We start from the raw sequence: 18,992 nt of genomic DNA on the forward strand, positions 1-18,992 counted from the left end.
GTTCCACTATGAGTGCTCTTTCAAAGGGATGGTCCGCGGTCTTTCCAGCCAGGCGCCTTCGCCATCCGGGACGATTTCGACCACATCGACCTGGTCGCCGCTGATGGCGACTATTCGCCCATCGTTGCGCCCCAGGTAATCGCCGACCTTCAACCGATGGACCCCGCCGGCACCGCGCAGCAGCGCAAAGGAGCCCGCCGCATTGGACATCGTGCCGACCATTTCAAACTGCTCGATGTTGAAACCTTCGAGGTATTGCTTGACCCGACTGGGGTCTGGCTTGACGTTACGCGAGCCATGTTTCTGGCCGGCCAGGTCGACTCTGACCTGACGGGAAAACGGGCTGCGCAGGTTGGCCGCGTTGTAGGTGAATGTCGGGTAAGACCGGAATGTCGGCGTTGGTTCAATCTTTCCCGGTGCCCGCAGACGCATTTCATTCATGTAGGCGTCCAGGTCACCGAAGTCTTCCCCGCCACCACAACCGGCCAGCCCAAGCAGCAACACCAGCATGGCAAATCCACGAACAAGGCTCATTCCTGCAGCCCTTTGTCGTTGTAGCGGTAGGTCTTGGCAAGGATGCTCATGCGCAGTTTCGGCCCGCCGTCAGGATTGACCGGGGCCAGGTCGAAATCATGCAGGGTGACGATGCGGGGCAGCCCGGCGACGCCGCTGGCGAACGTCGCCAGGTCGTGATAGGCGCCGGTGACGGTGATCTGGATCGGCAGTTCGATGTAGAACGGTTGGGTGACCTCCGGCAGCAATTTGATTTCTTCAAACTCCAGGCCACTGCCCAGGCCTGTGCGGGTGATGTCTTCCAGCAAACCGGGCACTTCGGTATCACTGGGCAATTGCCGCAGCAGCACACCAAAGGAGTTTTCCATCTCTTTCATCTGTTGCGTGTAAAGCTCGAGATTCGCGGCCATGTGCGCCTTGGTGGCGAACTGTTCTTTGAGGGTCGACTCTTCTTCGCGCTTGAGGTCGAGCTGACTCTCAAGCTCGCTGGTGGAAAAACTGTAGCCCAGCGACAGCACCAACATCATCAGCAGCACACCCACCAAGACTTTGATCGCAGGCGGCCAGGAGCCAATGTTATTGGTGTCCAGTTCGTTGATATCGATTTTGCGCAGCCCTTCAAACCATTCAGAGAGCCTCATTTCCTGCCCTCCACGACAGCGGGCTGGGTCTGACGTACGCTCAGCTGAAAGACGTTGGCCTGGTCCAGTTGACCGGCGGTGGTCGCTTTCACTTCAGTCAGGCTGGGGGCATCGAACCAATCGGAGGCATCCAGGTTACGCATCAGATCAGATACACGATTGTTGGATTCAGCCGCCCCGGTGATCGACAAGGTCTTGCCGGACATTTTGACTTCGGTGAAGTACACCCCGTCCGGCAGGGTGCGCGCCAGCTGATCAAAAATTCGCCCACTGATCGGCCGATTGCCTTGCAGGTCCTGGATGATGCGCATGCGCTCGACCAGTTGCTGGCGACGCGCCTTGAGTTCACTGATCTGCTTGATCCGTTCGTCGACCACGACGATCTGCTTGCCGATGTAATCATTGCGCGCAACCTGTCGGTCGATGGCGCCGTTGATGGCCTGATTGGCAACCAGCACCGCACCCGCCGAGCCCACCAGCACGCCCACCAGAATCAGTAAAAAGCGCTTGCGGCGTTGTTCGCGCAGCTCCTCACGCCAGGGTAAAAGATTGATCCGCGCCATCAGTCAAAACTCCTGAGCGCCAGCCCGCAGGCGATCATCATGGCCGGGGCGTCGCTGGTCAGGGCTGCGGCATTGACCTTGCTGTTCAGGGTCATTTCGGCAAAAGGATTGGCAACCTGCGTCGGTGTGCCCAACTGCTGCTCGATCAATCGATCCAGCCCGGGAACCGAAGCAGTCCCGCCCGCCAAAAGAATCTGGTCGACCGAATGGTACTGACCGGACGCGAAGAAAAACTGCAAGGAACGGGACACCTGCTGCACCAGCGCCTCGCGAAACGGCTGCAGTACCTCGCGCACATAATCGTCCGGCAGACCGCCCTGTTTCTTCGCCAACCCCGCCTGTTCAACGGTCAGGTTGTAGCGACGCTGAATCTCTTCGGTCAGTTGACGCCCGCCGAACAATTGCTCGCGGGTATAGATGATCCGCCCGTTGTGCAGCACGCTCAGGGTGGTCATGGTTGCGCCGATGTCGACCACCGCCACCAGACGCTCTTTCGACGCTGCCAACTGATTGGCCAGCAACCCGAACGAACGCTCCAGGGCGTAGGCCTCGACGTCGACCACCCGCGCAGTGAGCCCGGCCAGGGTCAGTGCCGCCTCGCGAACTTCGACGTTTTCCTTGCGACAAGCCGCGAGCAGCACATTGACGCGTTCCGGGTTGCGCGCTGACGCCCCCTGGACTTCGAAGTCGATGGCGACTTCATCCAGCGGATAAGGGATGTACTGATCGGCCTCGATCTTGAGCTGGCTTTCCATCTCGTCATCGGAAAGTCCTGCGTCCATCTCGATGGTCTTGGTGATCACCGCCGATCCGGCCACGGCCACGGCAACGTTCCTGAGGCTGGTTTTGGCCTTGATCAGCACACGCGAAAGGGCCTGGCCTACACCTTCGAGTTCAGCAATGTTTTTTTCGATCACCGCGCTGGCAGGCAGGGGCTCGACCGCGTAGGCCTCGACCCGATAACGGTCGCCCTGGCGGCTCAGCTCCAGGAGTTTCACCGAAGTTGAGCTGATGTCGATCCCTAAAAGCGTATTGGCTTTTTTGTTGAAGAGTCCTGGCACTAGCAATTCCCTATGACTATCCGTGAGTTACGGACTCTGTAATGTGTGTTGCGTTCCCTCCGCCCGTCTTGACAGCAGCCGCGAATGACGCCTGCATCGGAAAAATGCTTATAATGCCCAGCGTTTTTTTTCCGCTTTTCTCAAGCGCGGGTCGTTCGCCTTTAGCCTGAACCCTGATGCCTAATTCATTCTTTGCCCTGGATATCCAAAAGCCTTGATTCGTCTGCTGAAATTTTTCGGTTGGTCCATCGTCGCGGTTTTCTGCGGACTGCTTCTGGGTCTGAGCGGGGCGTTTCTTTACCTTAGCCCCGGATTGCCGTCCGTGGAGGCGCTGAGAAGCATTCAGTTGCAGATTCCGTTGCGGGTCTACAGCAGCGACAACAAATTGATCGCAGAATTTGGCGAAATGCGCCGCACACCGATCAGGTTCGCCGACATTCCCCCCAATTTCATTAATGCGTTACTAAGTGCTGAAGACGACAATTTCGCCAACCATTACGGCGTCGACCCCAGCAGCCTGATGCGCGCCGCCACCCAACTGGTCAAGAGCGGTCACATCCAGTCTGGCGGCAGCACCATCACCATGCAGGTGGCGAAGAACTTCTTCCTGACCAGCGAACGCAGCTTCTCGCGCAAAACCACGGAAATCCTCCTGGCACTACAAATCGAACGGCAGCTGACCAAGGACGAAATCCTTGAGCTGTACGTCAACAAGATCTATCTGGGTAACCGCGCCTACGGCATCGAGGCCGCGGCGCAGGTGTATTACGGCAAGTCGATTCGTGATGTCAGCCTGGCGCAGATGGCGATGATCGCCGGCCTGCCCAAAGCCCCGTCGCGCTTCAACCCGCTGGCCAACCCGGCCCGCAGCAAGGAACGTCGCGACTGGATCCTGGGCCGCATGTACAAGCTCGGGAAAATCAGCGAGGCCGATTACACCACCGCAATCAACGAGCCGCTGAACGCCAGCTATCACGTGCCGACGCCGGAAGTGAACGCGCCTTACATCGCCGAAATGGCCCGCGCCGAGATGGTCGGCCGTTATGGCAGCGACGCCTATACCGAAGGCTTCCGTGTCACCACCACGGTGCCAAGCAACCTTCAGGAAATGGCCAACACCGCCCTCCACGAAGGCTTGATGACTTACGATCAGCGTCATGGTTATCGCGGCCCCGAGTCGCGCCTGCCCGGCAAGACTCGTGAAGCCTGGGCGACCGAACTGACCAAGCAGCGCACCATCAGCAGCCTTGAGCCGGCCATCGTGACCCAGGTCGACAAGACCGGCCTGCAAGTGCTGACCCGTACCGGCAGTGAACACGTCAACTGGGAAACCATGAAATGGGCTCGCCCGTTCCTGAACACCAACAGCATGGGCGCCAATCCGAAGCAGCCGTCGGATGTCGCACAGGTCGGCGATCTGATTCGCGTACAGCGTCAGCCGGACGACTCGCTGAAGTTCAGCCAGATCCCGCAAGCCCAGGGCGCGCTGGTATCCCTTGACCCACAGAACGGCGCGATCCGCTCGCTGGTCGGCGGCTTTGCCTTTGAGCAGAGCAACTACAACCGCGCGCTGCAGGCCAAGCGCCAGCCGGGTTCGAGCTTCAAGCCGTTCGTATACAGCGCAGCACTGGATAATGGCTACACCGCCGCCAGCCTGGTGAACGATGCGCCGATCGTGTTCGTCGATGAGTATCTGGACAAGGTCTGGCGTCCGAAGAACGACACCAACACCTTCCTCGGCCCGATCCGCCTGCGTGAGGCCCTGTACAAGTCGCGTAACCTGGTGTCGATCCGCCTGCTGCAAGCGATGGGCGTTGGCAAGACCATCGACTACATCACTCGCTTTGGCTTCAACAAGCAGGACCTTCCGCCCAACCTCTCGCTGGCGCTGGGCACCGCGACGCTGACGCCGATGGAGATCGCAACCGGCTGGAGTACGTTCGCCAACGGTGGCTACAAGATCACCCCCTACATCATCGACAAGATCGAAAGCCGCAACGGCGACACGCTTTTCGTCGCCAACCCGCCAAGCGTGCCCAAAGGCGGCGCTGCCACCGACGGCATCGCCGCCCCAGTCGCCGAAGCCTTTACGGTCAACGCAACGCCGAGCGACGCACAGACCGCGCAACCGGCGCCACAAACACCGGCCGTGGCTGAACGCATCGTTGATGGCCGCACGACCTACATCCTCAACAGCATGCTTGAGGACGTGATCAAGCTCGGCACCGGCCGTCGCGCCCTGGCCTTGGGCCGTGGCGACATCGCCGGCAAAACCGGTACCACCAACGAGTCCAAGGACGCCTGGTTCTCTGGTTACAACGCCGATTACGTGACCACCGTGTGGACCGGCTTCGACCAGCCTGAAAGCCTGGGCCGCAAGGAGTTTGGCGGCACCGTCGCCCTGCCGATCTGGATGAACTACATGGGCGCCGCACTCAAAGATCTGCCGCCTCACACGCAGCCAGAGCCGGAAGGCATCCTGAGCCTGCGGGTCGACCCGGTCAGCGGGCGTGCGGCCTCCCCTGGCACGCCAGGTGCCTACTTCGAGCTATTCAAGGCCGAAGATACGCCGCCATCCGCCAACGAGCTGGGTAACGGCAATGCGCCGGGCAGTCCGTTGCCGGCGGATGAGCAGGCGCCGATCGACCTGTTCTGATCGCAGCCACATTGAAAAGCCCCGCCTTCGAGAGAAGTACGGGGCTTTTTTGTGCCTGCGGGTTTTGTGATGACTGGACTGGCCTAATCGCTAGCAGGCTAGCTCCCACAGGGGACCGCATTTCAAAGGTGGGAGCTAGCCTGCTAGCGATCAGGCCATTACTACTGACACAAAACCTTCAGGCAATAAAAAACCCCGACTCATTACGAGCCAGGGCTTTCGGTTGAAGCGCTACAACGGCTTAGCCGTTGAACACGTCATCCACGCTTTTCAGCGGGTAGTTCTTCGGATACGGCAGGGTCGCCACGCCGGTCTCGATGGCAGCTTTAGCCACGGCATCGGAGATCAGGGTGATCAGGCGGGCATCCATTGGTTTCGGAATGATGTACTCACGCCCGAATTCCAGCTTGATGCCGCCGTAGGCGTCGCACACTTCCTGTGGCACTGGCAGTTTGGCCAGTTCGCGCAGGGCGTTGGCTGCAGCCACTTTCATTTCTTCGTTGATGCGCTTGGCGCGAACGTCCAGGGCACCGCGGAAGATGAACGGGAAGCCCAGTACGTTGTTGACCTGGTTCGGGTAGTCCGAACGGCCGGTGGCCATGATCACGTCGTTACGGGTGGCGTGCGCCAGTTCCGGGGAGATTTCCGGATCAGGGTTGGAGCAAGCGAACACGATCGGGTTAGGCGCCATCGACAGCAGGCCTTCAGCGCTCAGCAGGTTCGGGCCGGACAGGCCGACGAACACGTCAGCACCTTGCAGTGCGTCAGCCAGGGTGCGCTTGTCGGTCGCGTGAGCGAAGACAGCCTTGTACTGGTTCAGGTCGTCACGGCCGGAGTGGATCACGCCGGTACGGTCGATCATGTAGATGTTTTCGATGTTGGCGCCCATGCTCACCAGCAATTTCATGCAGGAGATGGCGGCAGCACCGGCGCCCAGGCAGACGATCTTGGCTTCCGGCAGGGTTTTGCCAGCGATTTCCAGGGCGTTGATCATCCCGGCAGCGGTCACGATAGCGGTGCCGTGCTGGTCATCGTGGAATACCGGAATGTCGCACTGCTCGATCAGAGCACGTTCGATCTCAAAGCACTCAGGTGCCTTGATGTCTTCCAGGTTGATGCCACCGAAGGTGATGGAGATGCGTTTGACGGTGTCGATGAAGGCTTGCGGGCTTTCGGAGTCGACTTCGATGTCGAAAACGTCGATGCCGGCGAAGCGCTTGAACAACACGCCTTTACCTTCCATGACCGGTTTGGAAGCCAGTGGGCCGAGGTTACCCAGGCCCAGAATCGCGGTGCCATCGGAAATGACTGCAACCAGGTTGCCTTTGCCGGTGTATTTGTAGGCCAGTTCAGGATCGCGGGCGATTTCGCGTACTGGTTCGGCTACGCCGGGGCTGTAGGCCAGCGACAGGTCGCGAGCGGTAGCGGTGGCCTTGGTGAGCTCGACACTCAGCTTCCCTGGACGAGGATTGGCGTGATATTCGAGAGCGGCAGTTTTCAGATCAGACATTTTGGCATTCCGCTTTTACTGTTGGACAGACTGGTCAGCGAGGATACGCGCCTCGCAAAATCCCCACAAGACTGACCGGTCACCCCTGTCAAGCGCCCTGCCCTACGACTTTGGGCCAAGAGCCGCGGAACACAAGGGATAGACTGTTCACAATCGACATAAAAAATGTCTACAATTTTTTATTACTGCGCCACCTGGATCATCGCCGGATCCGTCAATGGCAACATCCAGCGCGCCTGACCGTTCTGCAGCCCACCGCGGCGCGAACGATCCAGCACCCAGCCGCGAGCCTCAATCTGCTTGCCTTTGAGGCCTTCAAGCGAAGCCACGTCAAAACGGCCGAGCAAATTGGGTGCAACGCGCAGTACAACCGAATCCTGCAACTCGATCCAAACCCCGCCACGATTACGCTGAACCTTGCTGACACGACCGCTGAGCACGGCAAAACCGGAGGTGCTGATCTGATCCGCTTTCAGTACAGGTGACTGGCGCCAAACGCCGAGCCCAGCCTGGCGGGCACTACGTTCAGCCGCCTGCTGACAGTCAACCAGATCGACATTCGGCGCGACCGCCACCAGAAACCCGAGGCCTTCGGCGAGCATTTGCGCTTCGAGGTTGGCGCCGTCGGCGCCATAGACATGGGCCAGCGTGCGGCCATAACGGTCTTTGCTTTCTTGACCGGGTTGCAGATCGACCCGCCCGTCACTGGCTGCAATCAATGCTTCCAGGCGTTTACGCGCTGTGACCGCGAAGGGCTCGTCGGAGCGACCTTTCTTGCCCAGTTCCGGCGTATTCAGGCCGATCATGCGCACATTGCGCCCATCGTTCAGGCGCAGTGTGTCGCCGTCGACCACCCGCTGCACCGTGACGGATGTCAGGCCGGCCGGCGCCGGGCAGAAAGCCTGGGCGGCGGAGAGCCAAATCGCGGACACAAAAAAGGCGCCCACAAGGGACGCCTTTTTCATCAGCATGGAAAAACCGCAACGGCTTCCCAAGTTGATCGGCCTTAGGCCTTTTTCGCGCCGAAAGCACCGAAACGGTCTGCGAAGCGCTGAACGCGGCCGCCAGTGTCCAGAGTCTTTTGCTTACCGGTGTAGAACGGGTGGCATTCGTTGCAAACGTCGATCGCCAGGGCTTTGCCGAAGGTCGAACGAGTTTCGAACTTGTTGCCGCAGCTGCAAGTAACAGCTACTTCTGGGTATTCTGGATGGATATCAGCTTTCATGGTGTCTTCCTCGGGCTAGCGTGCCGCCACCCAACACTATTGTTGAATACCGCACGTAATTAGGCCGCGGATTCTACCAGACAATGCCAATCACGCAAGCTGTCCCTTAGACCGACCGTCTGCTAGGCTCCCGGCCCATGTGGGAGCGAGCCTGCTCGCGAAAGCGGTCTTCCAGACATGCAAATGTTGACTGACACACCGCTATCGCAAGCCAGCCGCCCGCTCCCACCTGTCATGTGCCAAGCCCTTTTATTGCCTGCTGATCGAGAACCCCCGCGTGCCCGACGCCATTCTGCGCCTCGCCCTGCCTTCGCCGCTGCGCCGCCTGTTCGATTACCGCGCTCCGGCGGGTGTGCAGCGCGACCAGTTGCACCCCGGCATGCGCCTGCGCGTGCCATTTGGCCGACGCGAGATGATCGGGATCCTGGTGGAAGTCGCCGACACCAGTGAGGTGCCGGCGGAAAAACTCAAGCCCGCATTGGCCCTGCTCGACGCTACGCCGCCGCTACCGCCCGCGCTGTTCAAGCTGTGCTTGTGGACTTCCCAGTATTACCAGCACAGCCTCGGCGACACCTTGAGCTGGGCGTTGCCGGTATTGCTGCGTCAGGGCGAACTGGCCGAAGCGCGCCAGGAACGCTTCTGGTCCGCCGCCCCGGGCGCCAGCCTTGATGACTCACGCATCGCCCGCGCGCCGCGCCAGCGTGAAGCGCTGGCGACGCTGGCCCAGCACCCCCACGGCGTCGCCCATCAACTGCTGAGCAAACTGATGCTGAGCAAGGACAGCCTCGACCTGTTGCTGGCCAAGGATCTGGTGCAGGTCGAGATTCGCCGCCACGCACCCGGCGCCCGTCATGAACACTGGCTCGCACAACCCGAGCTGCCGCTGAACCCGGAACAACGTGCCGCGTACGAAGCGATCCGCGCCGGGTTCGACAGTTATCACGCGTTCCTGCTGGCCGGCGTTACCGGCAGCGGCAAGACCGAAGTCTATTTGCAGTTGATCCGCGAGACCCTGGAGGCAGGCAAGCAGGCGTTGGTGCTGATCCCGGAAATCAACCTCGGCCCGCAAACCCTCGCGCGGTTCGAGCAGCGGTTCAATGCGCGCATCGCGCTGATCCACTCGGCGGTCAACGATCGCGAACGCCTCGACGCCTGGCTCGCCGCCCGCGATGGCGAAGCCGACATTATTATCGGCACCCGCTCGGCGCTGTTCACGCCGATGAAAAACCCGGGGCTGATCATCATCGACGAAGAGCACGACGGCTCCTATAAACAGCAGGAAGGCCTGCGCTATCACGCCCGCGACCTGGCATTGGTGCGGGCGCGGCAGGAAAACATCCCGATTGTCCTCGGCTCCGCCACGCCTTCGCTGGAAAGCCTGCACAATGCCTACACCGGCCGCTATGGCCTGCTGCGCCTGAACGAGCGCGCTGGCGGTGCCAAGCAACCGCGTTTCTTGCGACTGGATGTGAAGAGCCGCCCGCTGGACAGCGGCATTTCCGGACCGATGCAACAGGCCATCGGCCAGACCCTGGCTGCCGGCCAGCAAGTCTTGGTTTTTCTCAATCGCCGAGGTTTTGCGCCAACCCTGCTTTGCCACGATTGCGGCTGGATGTCCGAGTGCCAGCGCTGCGACGCGCGCATGACCGTGCACCAGCGCTACGGCGAACTGCGTTGCCACCACTGCGGCTACGTCGAGCGCGTGCCTCGCCAGTGCCCGAAGTGCAACAAGGTCGACTTGCGCCCGGTGGGAGCCGGCACCGAACGTGCCGAAGAACGCCTGGCGATTCTGTTCCCGGACTACCCGGTTTTACGGGTCGATCGCGACAGCACCTCGCGCAAGGACGCGATGAATCAGTTGTTCGCGACCATCCAGAAAGGCCAGCCGTGCATCCTGATCGGCACGCAGATGCTCGCCAAAGGGCACCACTTTCCCCGGGTGACCTTGGTGTCGATCCTCGATGCAGACGGCGGACTGTTCTCCGGCGACTTCCGGGCCAGCGAGCGCATGGCGCAGTTGATTGTTCAGGTGGCGGGCCGTGCAGGCCGCGCCGAGGAACCGGGCAAGGTGATCATCCAGACGCACCTGGCCGATCATCCGTTGCTGATACAACTGACCGAACAGGGTTATTTCGCGTTTGCCGAACAAGCCTTGAGCGAACGTCGCGCGGCGGGGCTGCCGCCATTTGCGCACTTGGCGTTGCTACGCGCCGAAGCGCACAAACCGGGCCAGGCCGAGGGCTTTCTCGATGAGGCATGCAACGAGGCCGAACGCCTTCTGACCGAACAGAATCTGACCGGCATTGAATTGCTCGGACCGGTGCCGGCGCCAATGGAGCGCCGGGCCGGGCGTTATCGCGCGCAGTTGCTGTTGCAGGCGACCGCGCGGGCGCCGCTGCATCGGTTGCTGGCGAGCTGGTTGCTGGTGCTGGAGCAGATGCCGAGCGGGCGGGCGGTGCGCTGGTCGCTGGATGTTGATCCGGTCGATTTGTATTAACCGGAAAAAGATCGCAGCCTTCGGCAACTCCTACAGTAAAGCGCAATCCGTGTAGGAGCTGCCGAAGGCTGCGATCTTTGCCGCATTTGTCACCACACATCCACAACCTGCCTGCTAAGGTTGGCAAGCCTGCCTCGGCAACGGATAATGCCCAGTTTTTCCACCAGCGCATGATGCGCCGCCGCGCCAGCGGTCGAAAGAGAAGACCATGAAAGACACCATTCGCCAGCTGATCCAACAAGCCATCACCCAACTCGTCAACGAAGGTGTGTTGCCTGAAGGCCTGTCGCCGGCGATCCAGGTGGAAAACTCCCGCGACAAGAAGAACGGCGATTTCGCCAGCAACATCGCCATGATGCTGGCCAAGCCTGCCGGCATGAAGCCACGCGACCTGGCGGAAAAAATCATTGCCGCGCTGCCGGCTGACGAAAACGTCAGCAAGGCCGAAATCGCCGGCCCTGGCTTCCTGAACTTCTTCCAGAACACCGACGCCTTGGCCTCGCGTCTGGACGCGGCCCTGGCCGACGCCCATATCGGCGTGCGCAAGGCTGGCCCGGTGCAGCGCACCGTGGTCGACCTGTCGGCGCCGAACCTGGCCAAAGAGATGCACGTCGGCCACTTGCGCTCGACCATCATTGGCGACGGCGTAGCCCGCGTGCTCGAATTCCTTGGTGACACCGTGATCCGTCAGAACCACGTTGGCGACTGGGGTACCCAGTTCGGCATGCTGATGGCCTACCTGCAAGAAAACCCGATCACCAGCGATGAGCTGTCGGACCTTGAGAACTTCTACCGCGCCGCCAAGCAACGCTTCGACGAGTCCGAAGAGTTCGCCGACCGCGCCCGCGGCCTGGTGGTCAAGTTGCAGGCCGGTGATCCTGACTGCCTGGCGCTGTGGACCAAGTTCAAGGATATCTCGCTGTCCCACTGCCAGAAGATCTACGAACTGCTCAACGTCAAACTGACCATGGCCGACGTGATGGGCGAAAGTGCCTATAACGACGACCTGATCAACGTGGTCAACGACCTCAAGGCCGCCGGCATGCTGGTCGAAAGCAACGGCGCCCAGTGCGTGTTCCTCGACGAGTTCAAGAACGCCGACGGCGACCCGCTGCCGGTGATCATCGTCAAGGCTGACGGCGGCTACCTCTACGCCACCACCGACCTGGCGGCCGTGCGCTACCGCAGCGGCACGCTCAAGGCTGACCGTGCGCTGTACTTCGTCGACCAGCGTCAGGCCCTGCACTTCCAGCAAGTGTTCGCCGTGGCCCGCAAGGCTGGCTTCGTGACCCATCCGATGGAAATGGAACACATGGGTTTCGGCACCATGAACGGCGCCGATGGCCGTCCGTTCAAGACCCGTGATGGCGGCACCGTGAAGCTGATCGACCTGCTGACCGAAGCCCAGGAACGCGCCTACACCCTGGTGAAAGACAAGAACCCTGAGCTGGCCGAAGGCGAGTTGCGCAACATCGCCAAGGTGGTGGGCATTGGCGCGGTGAAATACGCCGACCTGTCCAAGCACCGCACCAGCGACTACAGCTTCAACTTCGACCTGATGCTCAACTTCGAAGGCAACACCGCGCCTTACCTGCTGTACGCCTACACCCGCGTGGCCGGCGTGTTCCGCAAGCTCGGCAAGGACTTCAGCGAAGTCGAAGGCCAAATCGTCCTCGAAGCCGCGCATGAGCATGAGCTGGCAGCGAAACTCGCGCAGTTCGGCGAAGTGCTGAACAACGTGTCCGAGAAAGGCACGCCGCACATCCTCTGCACCTACCTGTACGACGTCGCCGGCCTGTTCTCCAGCTTCTACGAGAACTGCCCGATCCTCGCCGCCGATACCCCGGAACAAATGCAGAGCCGTCTGCGCCTCGCCGCGCTGACCGGACGCACCCTCAAGCAAGGCCTGGAACTCTTGGGCCTGGAAACACTGGAGCGCATGTAAGTTGGCTGCCAAGAAAAAACCTGCACCCAAGCGTGGCGCCAGCCGTTATCAAGCTCCAGCGAAGCAACCGATCCCGGGTTGGCTGTGGATGGCCATCGGCCTGACCGTCGGCGCATTCATCGTGTTCCTGATGAAACTGGAGCCGGGCAAGGGCAGCGATACGGTCAAGCGTGAAAAGGTCGAGCAGCAACAGAAAGCCACCAAGATCGCCGAAGCCAACAAGACCCCGCCGAGCCCGACGCAACCGGTGAAGCCGAAGTACGACTTCTACACCCTGCTGCCGGAGTCGGAAGTCATCGTGCCGCCGGATGCCGTGCCGGAGAAAACCCTGCCGACGCCGCAAGTGCCGGCCATTCCGACCACGCCGGTAACCCCGGCCGAAGCCGCGAAAATCGACACCGCCCGCGCCCAGGCAGCCCTGGCTGGCATTACGCCGCCGCCAGCGCCGCCCGTCACCAAGGCAGCACCGGTGACCAAGTTCTTCCTCCAGGCCGGTTCGTTCCGTAAAGAGACCGATGCTGACAAGGTTCGCGCGCAGATCATTCTGCTCGGCCAGGCGGTGGCGGTTGAATCGGGCACGGTGAAAGACGAAACGTGGTATCGCGTTTTGGTCGGACCGTTCAGCAACCGCGAGCAACTGACTACCGCACAGAAACAACTGGCGGGCGCCGGTTTCAGCAACCTGTTGTTACAACAACGCCAGAGCCGCTGATCAACCGCTGAAACAGCTCCCACAGGGAACACAAAACCCTGTAGGAGCTGCCGCAGGCTGCGATCTTTTCAAGCCTTGCACGGCATTCATCTTCCCGGCATAAAGAGCGAGATCAAAAGATCGCAGCCTTCGGCAGCTCCTACGCACCTCGCACCACTCGTCCCCTCTCCCGACCTACAGTTGAAATCCACTCCACCACCCCCATATGAATGGGCATAAGGCATTTTCGCCCCGCTGCGTGGAGACTCTTCCCTTGACCACCATCGTTTCAGTTCGCCGCCACGGCAAAGTCGTCATGGGCGGCGACGGCCAGGTTTCACTTGGCAACACCGTGATGAAAGGTAACGCGAAAAAAGTTCGTCGCCTGTATCACGGCCAGGTCATCGCCGGTTTTGCCGGTGCCACCGCTGACGCCTTTACCCTCTTCGAACGCTTCGAAGGCCAGCTGGAAAAACACCAGGGCCATCTGGTTCGTGCCGCGGTCGAGCTCGCCAAAGAATGGCGCACCGACCGTTCCCTGAGCCGCCTCGAAGCCATGCTCGCCGTCGCCAACAAAGACGCTTCCCTGATCATCACCGGCAACGGCGATGTGGTTGAACCTGAAGACGGTTTGATCGCCATGGGTTCCGGTGGTGCTTACGCTCAAGCCGCTGCCAGCGCATTGCTGAAAAAGACCGATCTGTCGGCCCGTGAAATCGTCGAAACCGCCCTCGGCATTGCCGGCGACATCTGTGTATTCACCAACCACACCCAGACCATTGAGGAGCAGGACTGCGCCGAGTAAGCCTTTTTCGGCCCCGTGCCACGGCTCATTCTTGCTTGAGGTCCTTTAAATACTATGTCCATGACTCCCCGTGAAATCGTCCACGAACTCAACCGCCACATCATCGGCCAGGACGATGCCAAGCGCGCCGTCGCCATTGCCCTGCGCAATCGCTGGCGCCGTATGCAGCTGCCGGAAGAGCTGCGCGTTGAAGTGACACCAAAGAACATCTTGATGATCGGCCCGACCGGCGTCGGTAAAACCGAGATCGCCCGTCGCCTGGCGAAACTGGCCAACGCACCGTTCATCAAGGTCGAAGCGACCAAATTCACCGAAGTCGGCTACGTTGGCCGCGATGTCGAATCGATCATTCGTGACCTCGCCGATGCCGCGATCAAACTGCTGCGCGAACAGGAAATCGTCAAAGTCCGCCATCGCGCCGAAGACGCTGCCGAAGAGCGCATCCTCGATGCACTGTTGCCACCGGCGCGCATGGGCTTCAGCAACGACGACGCCCCGACTGCCGATTCCAACACCCGCCAGCTGTTCCGCAAGCGCCTGCGCGAAGGTCAGCTGGATGACAAGGAGATCGAGATCGAAGTCGCCGAAATGGCTGGCGTCGATATCTCCGCGCCACCGGGCATGGAAGAAATGACCAACCAGCTGCAAAGCCTGTTTGCCAACATGGGCAAGGGCAAAAAGAAGGCCCGCAAGCTCAAGGTCAAAGAAGCGCTGAAACTGGTGCGTGACGAAGAAGCCAGCCGCCTGGTCAACGATGAAGAGTTGAAGGCCAAGGCCCTGGAAGCGGTCGAGCAGCACGGTATCGTGTTCATCGACGAAATCGACAAAGTTGCCAAGCGCGGCAATTCCGGCGGCGTCGACGTGTCCCGCGAAGGCGTGCAGCGCGACCTGCTGCCGCTGATCGAAGGCTGCACCGTCAACACCAAGCTGGGCATGGTCAAGACCGACCACATCCTGTTCATTGCCTCCGGTGCGTTCCACCTGAGCAAGCCGAGCGATCTGGTGCCTGAGCTGCAAGGTCGCCTGCCAATCCGTGTCGAACTCAAGGCCCTGTCGCCGGAAGATTTCGAGCGCATCCTCAGCGAGCCGCATGCTTCGCTCACCGAGCAATATTGCGCACTGCTGAAAACCGAAGGCCTGGGCATCGAGTTCCAGCCGAGCGGCATCAAGCGCATCGCCGAGATCGCCTGGCAGGTCAACGAGAAAACCGAAAACATCGGTGCCCGCCGCCTGCATACGCTGCTCGAACGCCTGCTTGAAGAGGTGTCGTTCAGTGCAGGTGACCTGGCCAGCAGCCACGACGGCAAGGTCATCCAGATCGACGCCGACTACGTCAACAGCCACCTCGGTGAATTGGCGCAGAACGAAGACCTGTCCCGTTATATCCTGTAGGTCACCTACTCTCCTGTGAGAACGAAACACTTGTAGGAGCTGCCGCAGGCTGCGATCTTTTGATCTGGTTTTTGAAGCAAGATCATATGATCGCAGCCTGCGGCAGCTCCTACAGATCGTTCCACATAGACGGACGACCAGCCATGACCCAACTCCCCACCGACATCAAACTGCACAAAGCCTCGAAAACCCTGACGCTCAAATACGCGTCCGGCGAGGAATACACCCTGCCCGCCGAATTCTTGCGCGTGCACTCTCCTTCCGCCGAGGTCCAGGGCCACGGCAAACCCATCCTGCAATTTGGCAAGATCAACGTAGGACTGAGCCAGGTAGAACCGGCCGGTCAGTACGCACTGAAATTGACCTTCGACGACGGCCACGACAGCGGCTTGTTCACCTGGGAATATCTGTACGAGCTGGGGCGACGTTATGACGCACTCTGGGAAGATTATCTTGCCGAGCTCAAAGCCGCCGGAAAAACCCGCGACCCCAACGAGTCTGTCGTCAAGCTGATGCTCTAGCCTGAGCCTCTTGCTCTTTAGAGGGCATTTTCTAATTTCATCTGTTTGAATGCTCCGCTTCAGGGTCGGCGTTTGGCCTGCTTGCGAAAAAAATTAAACTCGGGTAACCAATGGAGCTGGCAAGTTCCCTGCAGTGCTCTCTGCGAAATAAAAAGCAGCGATGCAGTATTAACGGTCACCCGAGCAGTAGTACCTGGCATTGGCTGTGTGACTACACAGCAGGCCCCGGTACTCGTCTCAGGACAATGGAGCGTCGTAGATGAGTAACAAGAATAACGATGACTTGAAGTATCAGGCCTCGGAAAACACCTTGGGACTGAATCCTGTCGTTGGGCTGCGTGGAAAGGATCTACTGGCTTCTGCTCGAATGGTGCTCAGGCAGGCCATCAAGCAACCGGTGCACAGCGCCAAGCATGTTGCGCATTTCGGCCTTGAACTCAAAAACGTGCTGTTCGGTAAATCCGAGCTGCAACCGACCAGCGATGACCGTCGTTTCGCGGACCCGGCCTGGAGCCAGAACCCGCTCTATAAACGTTATTTGCAAACTTATCTGGCGTGGCGCAAGGAACTCCACGACTGGATCGACGACAGCAACCTCGCGCCCAAGGACGTCGCCCGCGGGCACTTCGTGATCAACCTGATGACTGAAGCGTTTGCCCCGACCAACACGGCGGCCAACCCGGCGGCAGTCAAACGCTTTTTCGAAACCGGCGGCAAAAGCCTGCTCGACGGTCTCTCGCACCTGGCCAAGGACATGGTGCACAACGGCGGCATGCCGAGCCAGGTCAACATGGGCGCATTCGAGGTCGGCAAGAGCCTGGGCGTGACCGAGGGCGCGGTAGTCTTCCGCAACGATGTGCTGGAACTGATCCAGTACAAGCCGATCACCGAACAGGTCCACGAGCGCCCTTTGCTGGTGGTGCCGCCGCAGATCAACAAGTTCTACGTTTTCGACCTGAGCCCCGACAAGAGCCTGGCGCGGTTCTGCCTGCGCAACAATGTGCAGACCTTCATCGTCAGCTGGCGCAACCCGACCAAGGAGCAGCGCGAGTGGGGCCTGTCGACCTACATCGAGGCGCTTAAGGAAGTGGTCGACGTGGTCACCGCCATCACCGGCAGCAAAGACGTGAACATGCTCGGTGCGTGCTCCGGCGGCATCACCTGCACCGCACTGCTGGGCCACTACGCCGCGATCGGCGAAAACAAGGTCAACGCCCTGACCCTGCTGGTGAGCGTGCTGGACACCACCCTGGACAGCGATGTCGCCCTGTTCGTCGACGAGCAAACCCTTGAAACCGCCAAGCGCCATTCGTATCAGGCCGGTGTGCTGGAAGGCCGCGACATGGCGAAAGTTTTCGCCTGGATGCGCCCAAACGACCTGATCTGGAACTACTGGGTCAACAACTACCTGCTGGGTAACGAGCCTCCGGTTTTCGACATCCTGTTCTGGAACAACGACACCACGCGGTTGCCCGCAGCGTTCCACGGCGACCTGATCGAGATGTTCAAAAACAATCCATTGATCCGTTCCAATGCACTGGAAGTGTGCGGTACGCCGATCGACCTGAAGCAGGTCACGGCGGACATCTTTTCCCTGGCCGGCACCAACGATCACATCACGCCATGGAAGTCCTGCTACAAGTCGGCGCAACTGTTCGGCGGCAACGTTGAATTCGTGCTGTCCAGCAGCGGGCACATCCAGAGCATCCTGAACCCGCCGGGCAACCCGAAATCGCGCTACATGACCAGCACTGAAAAAATGGCGACCAGCGCCGAGGAGTGGCAAGAGAACTCCACCAAGCACACCGACTCCTGGTGGCTGCACTGGCAGGCCTGGCAAGCCCAGCGTTCTGGTGAAATGAAGAAGGCCCCGGCAAAACTGGGCAACAAGGCTTATCCGGCGGGCGAAGCGGCACCGGGCACGTATGTACATGAGCGGTAACTGACACACTCCGCGCTCCCTGTAGGAGATGCCGCAGGCTGCGATCTTTTAATGACCCGATCAAAAGATCGCAGCCTGCGGCAGCTCCTACAGGGGCAGGGGATGAATTCATAAACAGGGCCAGAAGCATGCCGCAACCGTTCATATTCCGTACTGTCGACCTGGATGGCCAGACCCTCCGCACGGCGGTACGCCCCGGCAAGCCTCACTTGACGCCCTTGCTGATTTTCAATGGCATCGGCGCCAACCTTGAGCTGGTGTTTCCGTTCGTCGCGGCACTGGATCCGGACCTGGAAGTCATCGCGTTCGACGTCCCCGGTGTCGGTGGATCGTCGACGCCGAACCGGCCTTATCGTTTTCCGGGCCTGGCCAAACTCACCGCGCGGATGCTCGATTATCTCGACTACGGGCAAGTCAACGTGATCGGCGTGTCCTGGGGTGGCGCACTGGCGCAGCAGTTCGCTTACGACTATCCGGAACGCTGCAAAAAACTGGTGCTGGCAGCCACGGCGGCAGGCGCGGTGATGGTACCGGGCAAGCCCAAGGTGCTGTGGATGATGGCCAGCCCGCGGCGCTACATCCAGCCTTCACACGTGATCCGTATTGCCCCGATGATCTACGGCGGCTCGTTCCGTCGCGACCCGACGCTGGCCGCCAGCCACGCTGCGAAAGTGCGGTCGGCGGGCAAGCTCGGTTACTACTGGCAGCTGTTCGCCGGCCTCGGCTGGACGAGCATTCACTGGCTGCACAAGATCCATCAGCCAACGCTGGTGCTGGCAGGCGATGACGATCCGCTGATCCCGCTGGTCAACATGCGTTTGCTGGCATGGCGAATTCCCAACGCCCAGTTGCACATCATCGATGACGGGCATTTGTTCCTGATTACCCGGGCCGAAGCGGTGGCGCCGATCATCATGAAGTTCCTCGAAGAAGAACGTCAGCGCGCCGTGATGCATCCGCATCCGGCGCCATTGGGCGGTTAAATCCGTCCATTGTCGGTCGGCAGGACGCCGCGCCGCGCAACAACCCG

The 18,992-nt window shown here is 60.4% G+C and carries 16 protein-coding genes; 9 read left to right on the forward strand and 7 right to left on the reverse strand.

The genetic code is table 11. From position 1 onward, the window contains the following. Positions 1-6: 6 nt before the first annotated feature. Genes KVG88_RS21030 through KVG88_RS21045 form a run of 4 tightly spaced genes read right to left on the reverse strand, consistent with a single transcriptional unit; the run spans position 7 to position 2,778 of the window. Positions 7-534, reverse strand: coding sequence for a pilus assembly protein PilP (locus KVG88_RS21030; protein ID WP_217872646.1), 528 nt, complete (start codon positions 532-534; stop codon positions 7-9). Further along, on the reverse strand, positions 531-1,154 hold the full coding sequence (pilO, locus tag KVG88_RS21035) for a type 4a pilus biogenesis protein PilO (protein ID WP_217872647.1): 624 nt from the start codon (positions 1,152-1,154) through the stop codon (positions 531-533). The genes KVG88_RS21030 and pilO overlap by 4 nt, the downstream gene beginning before the upstream one ends. Next, on the reverse strand, positions 1,151-1,717 hold the full coding sequence (locus KVG88_RS21040; RefSeq protein ID WP_150703416.1) for a PilN domain-containing protein: 567 nt from the start codon (positions 1,715-1,717) through the stop codon (positions 1,151-1,153). Before KVG88_RS21040 ends, pilO begins: the two co-directional genes overlap by 4 nt. Further along, positions 1,717-2,778, reverse strand: a complete 1,062-nt coding sequence (locus KVG88_RS21045; protein WP_217872648.1) for a pilus assembly protein PilM — start codon at positions 2,776-2,778, stop codon at positions 1,717-1,719. Before KVG88_RS21045 ends, KVG88_RS21040 begins: the two co-directional genes overlap by 1 nt. A gap of 217 nt (positions 2,779-2,995) precedes the next feature. Here KVG88_RS21045 and KVG88_RS21050 point away from each other — a divergent pair, with 217 nt between their 5' ends. Continuing rightward, positions 2,996-5,434 carry a penicillin-binding protein 1A gene (locus KVG88_RS21050; protein WP_437179960.1) on the forward strand — a complete coding sequence of 813 codons (2,439 nt, stop codon included), beginning with the start codon at positions 2,996-2,998 and terminating at the stop codon, positions 5,432-5,434. 241 nt (positions 5,435-5,675) lie between these two features. Here the strand turns inward: KVG88_RS21050 and KVG88_RS21055 are convergent, their stop codons facing one another. The 3 genes from KVG88_RS21055 to rpmE form a co-directional block, all read right to left on the reverse strand. After that, positions 5,676-6,944 carry a malic enzyme-like NAD(P)-binding protein gene (locus KVG88_RS21055; protein WP_217872650.1) on the reverse strand — a complete coding sequence of 423 codons (1,269 nt, stop codon included), beginning with the start codon at positions 6,942-6,944 and terminating at the stop codon, positions 5,676-5,678. Between the two features lie 182 nt (positions 6,945-7,126). Next, positions 7,127-7,915: a thermonuclease family protein gene (locus KVG88_RS21060; protein WP_150703411.1), complete on the reverse strand. Its 789-nt coding sequence runs from the start codon at positions 7,913-7,915 to the stop codon at positions 7,127-7,129. Positions 7,916-7,950: 35 nt separating this feature from the next. Then, entirely contained in the window at positions 7,951-8,169 is a 219-nt protein-coding gene (rpmE, locus tag KVG88_RS21065) for a 50S ribosomal protein L31 (protein WP_150703410.1), read from the reverse strand. 277 nt (positions 8,170-8,446) lie between these two features. Between rpmE and KVG88_RS21070 the strand changes: the two genes are divergently transcribed. From KVG88_RS21070 to phaZ, 8 genes are all read left to right on the forward strand, one after another. Then, positions 8,447-10,666, forward strand: coding sequence for a primosomal protein N' (locus KVG88_RS21070; protein WP_217872651.1), 2,220 nt, complete (start codon positions 8,447-8,449; stop codon positions 10,664-10,666). Between the two features lie 208 nt (positions 10,667-10,874). Then, positions 10,875-12,611: an arginine--tRNA ligase gene (argS, locus tag KVG88_RS21075; protein ID WP_217872652.1), complete on the forward strand. Its 1,737-nt coding sequence runs from the start codon at positions 10,875-10,877 to the stop codon at positions 12,609-12,611. A gap of 1 nt (position 12,612) precedes the next feature. Next, the gene (locus tag KVG88_RS21080) at positions 12,613-13,323 is read left to right on the forward strand and encodes an SPOR domain-containing protein (RefSeq protein WP_217872653.1); all 711 of its coding nucleotides are present in this window, start codon (positions 12,613-12,615) and stop codon (positions 13,321-13,323) included. A 253-nt stretch (positions 13,324-13,576) separates the two neighbouring features. Beyond that, entirely contained in the window at positions 13,577-14,107 is a 531-nt protein-coding gene (gene hslV / locus KVG88_RS21085; RefSeq protein WP_007975582.1) for an ATP-dependent protease subunit HslV, read from the forward strand. 54 nt (positions 14,108-14,161) lie between these two features. Continuing rightward, complete coding sequence (gene hslU, locus KVG88_RS21090) at positions 14,162-15,499, forward strand: ATP-dependent protease ATPase subunit HslU (protein WP_217872654.1); 1,338 nt, start codon at positions 14,162-14,164, stop codon at positions 15,497-15,499. A gap of 143 nt (positions 15,500-15,642) precedes the next feature. After that, the gene (locus tag KVG88_RS21095; protein ID WP_150703405.1) at positions 15,643-16,020 is read left to right on the forward strand and encodes a gamma-butyrobetaine hydroxylase family protein; all 378 of its coding nucleotides are present in this window, start codon (positions 15,643-15,645) and stop codon (positions 16,018-16,020) included. A 259-nt stretch (positions 16,021-16,279) separates the two neighbouring features. Further along, on the forward strand, positions 16,280-17,962 hold the full coding sequence (gene phaC / locus KVG88_RS21100; RefSeq protein WP_217872655.1) for a class II poly(R)-hydroxyalkanoic acid synthase: 1,683 nt from the start codon (positions 16,280-16,282) through the stop codon (positions 17,960-17,962). A gap of 128 nt (positions 17,963-18,090) precedes the next feature. After that, complete coding sequence (gene phaZ, locus KVG88_RS21105) at positions 18,091-18,945, forward strand: poly(3-hydroxyalkanoate) depolymerase (protein ID WP_150703403.1); 855 nt, start codon at positions 18,091-18,093, stop codon at positions 18,943-18,945. Positions 18,946-18,992: the final 47 nt, after the last annotated feature.

This window comes from Pseudomonas azerbaijanoccidentalis, from assembly GCF_019145495.1.
GTDB classification, from domain to species: Bacteria; Pseudomonadota; Gammaproteobacteria; order Pseudomonadales; family Pseudomonadaceae; genus Aquipseudomonas; species Aquipseudomonas azerbaijanoccidentalis.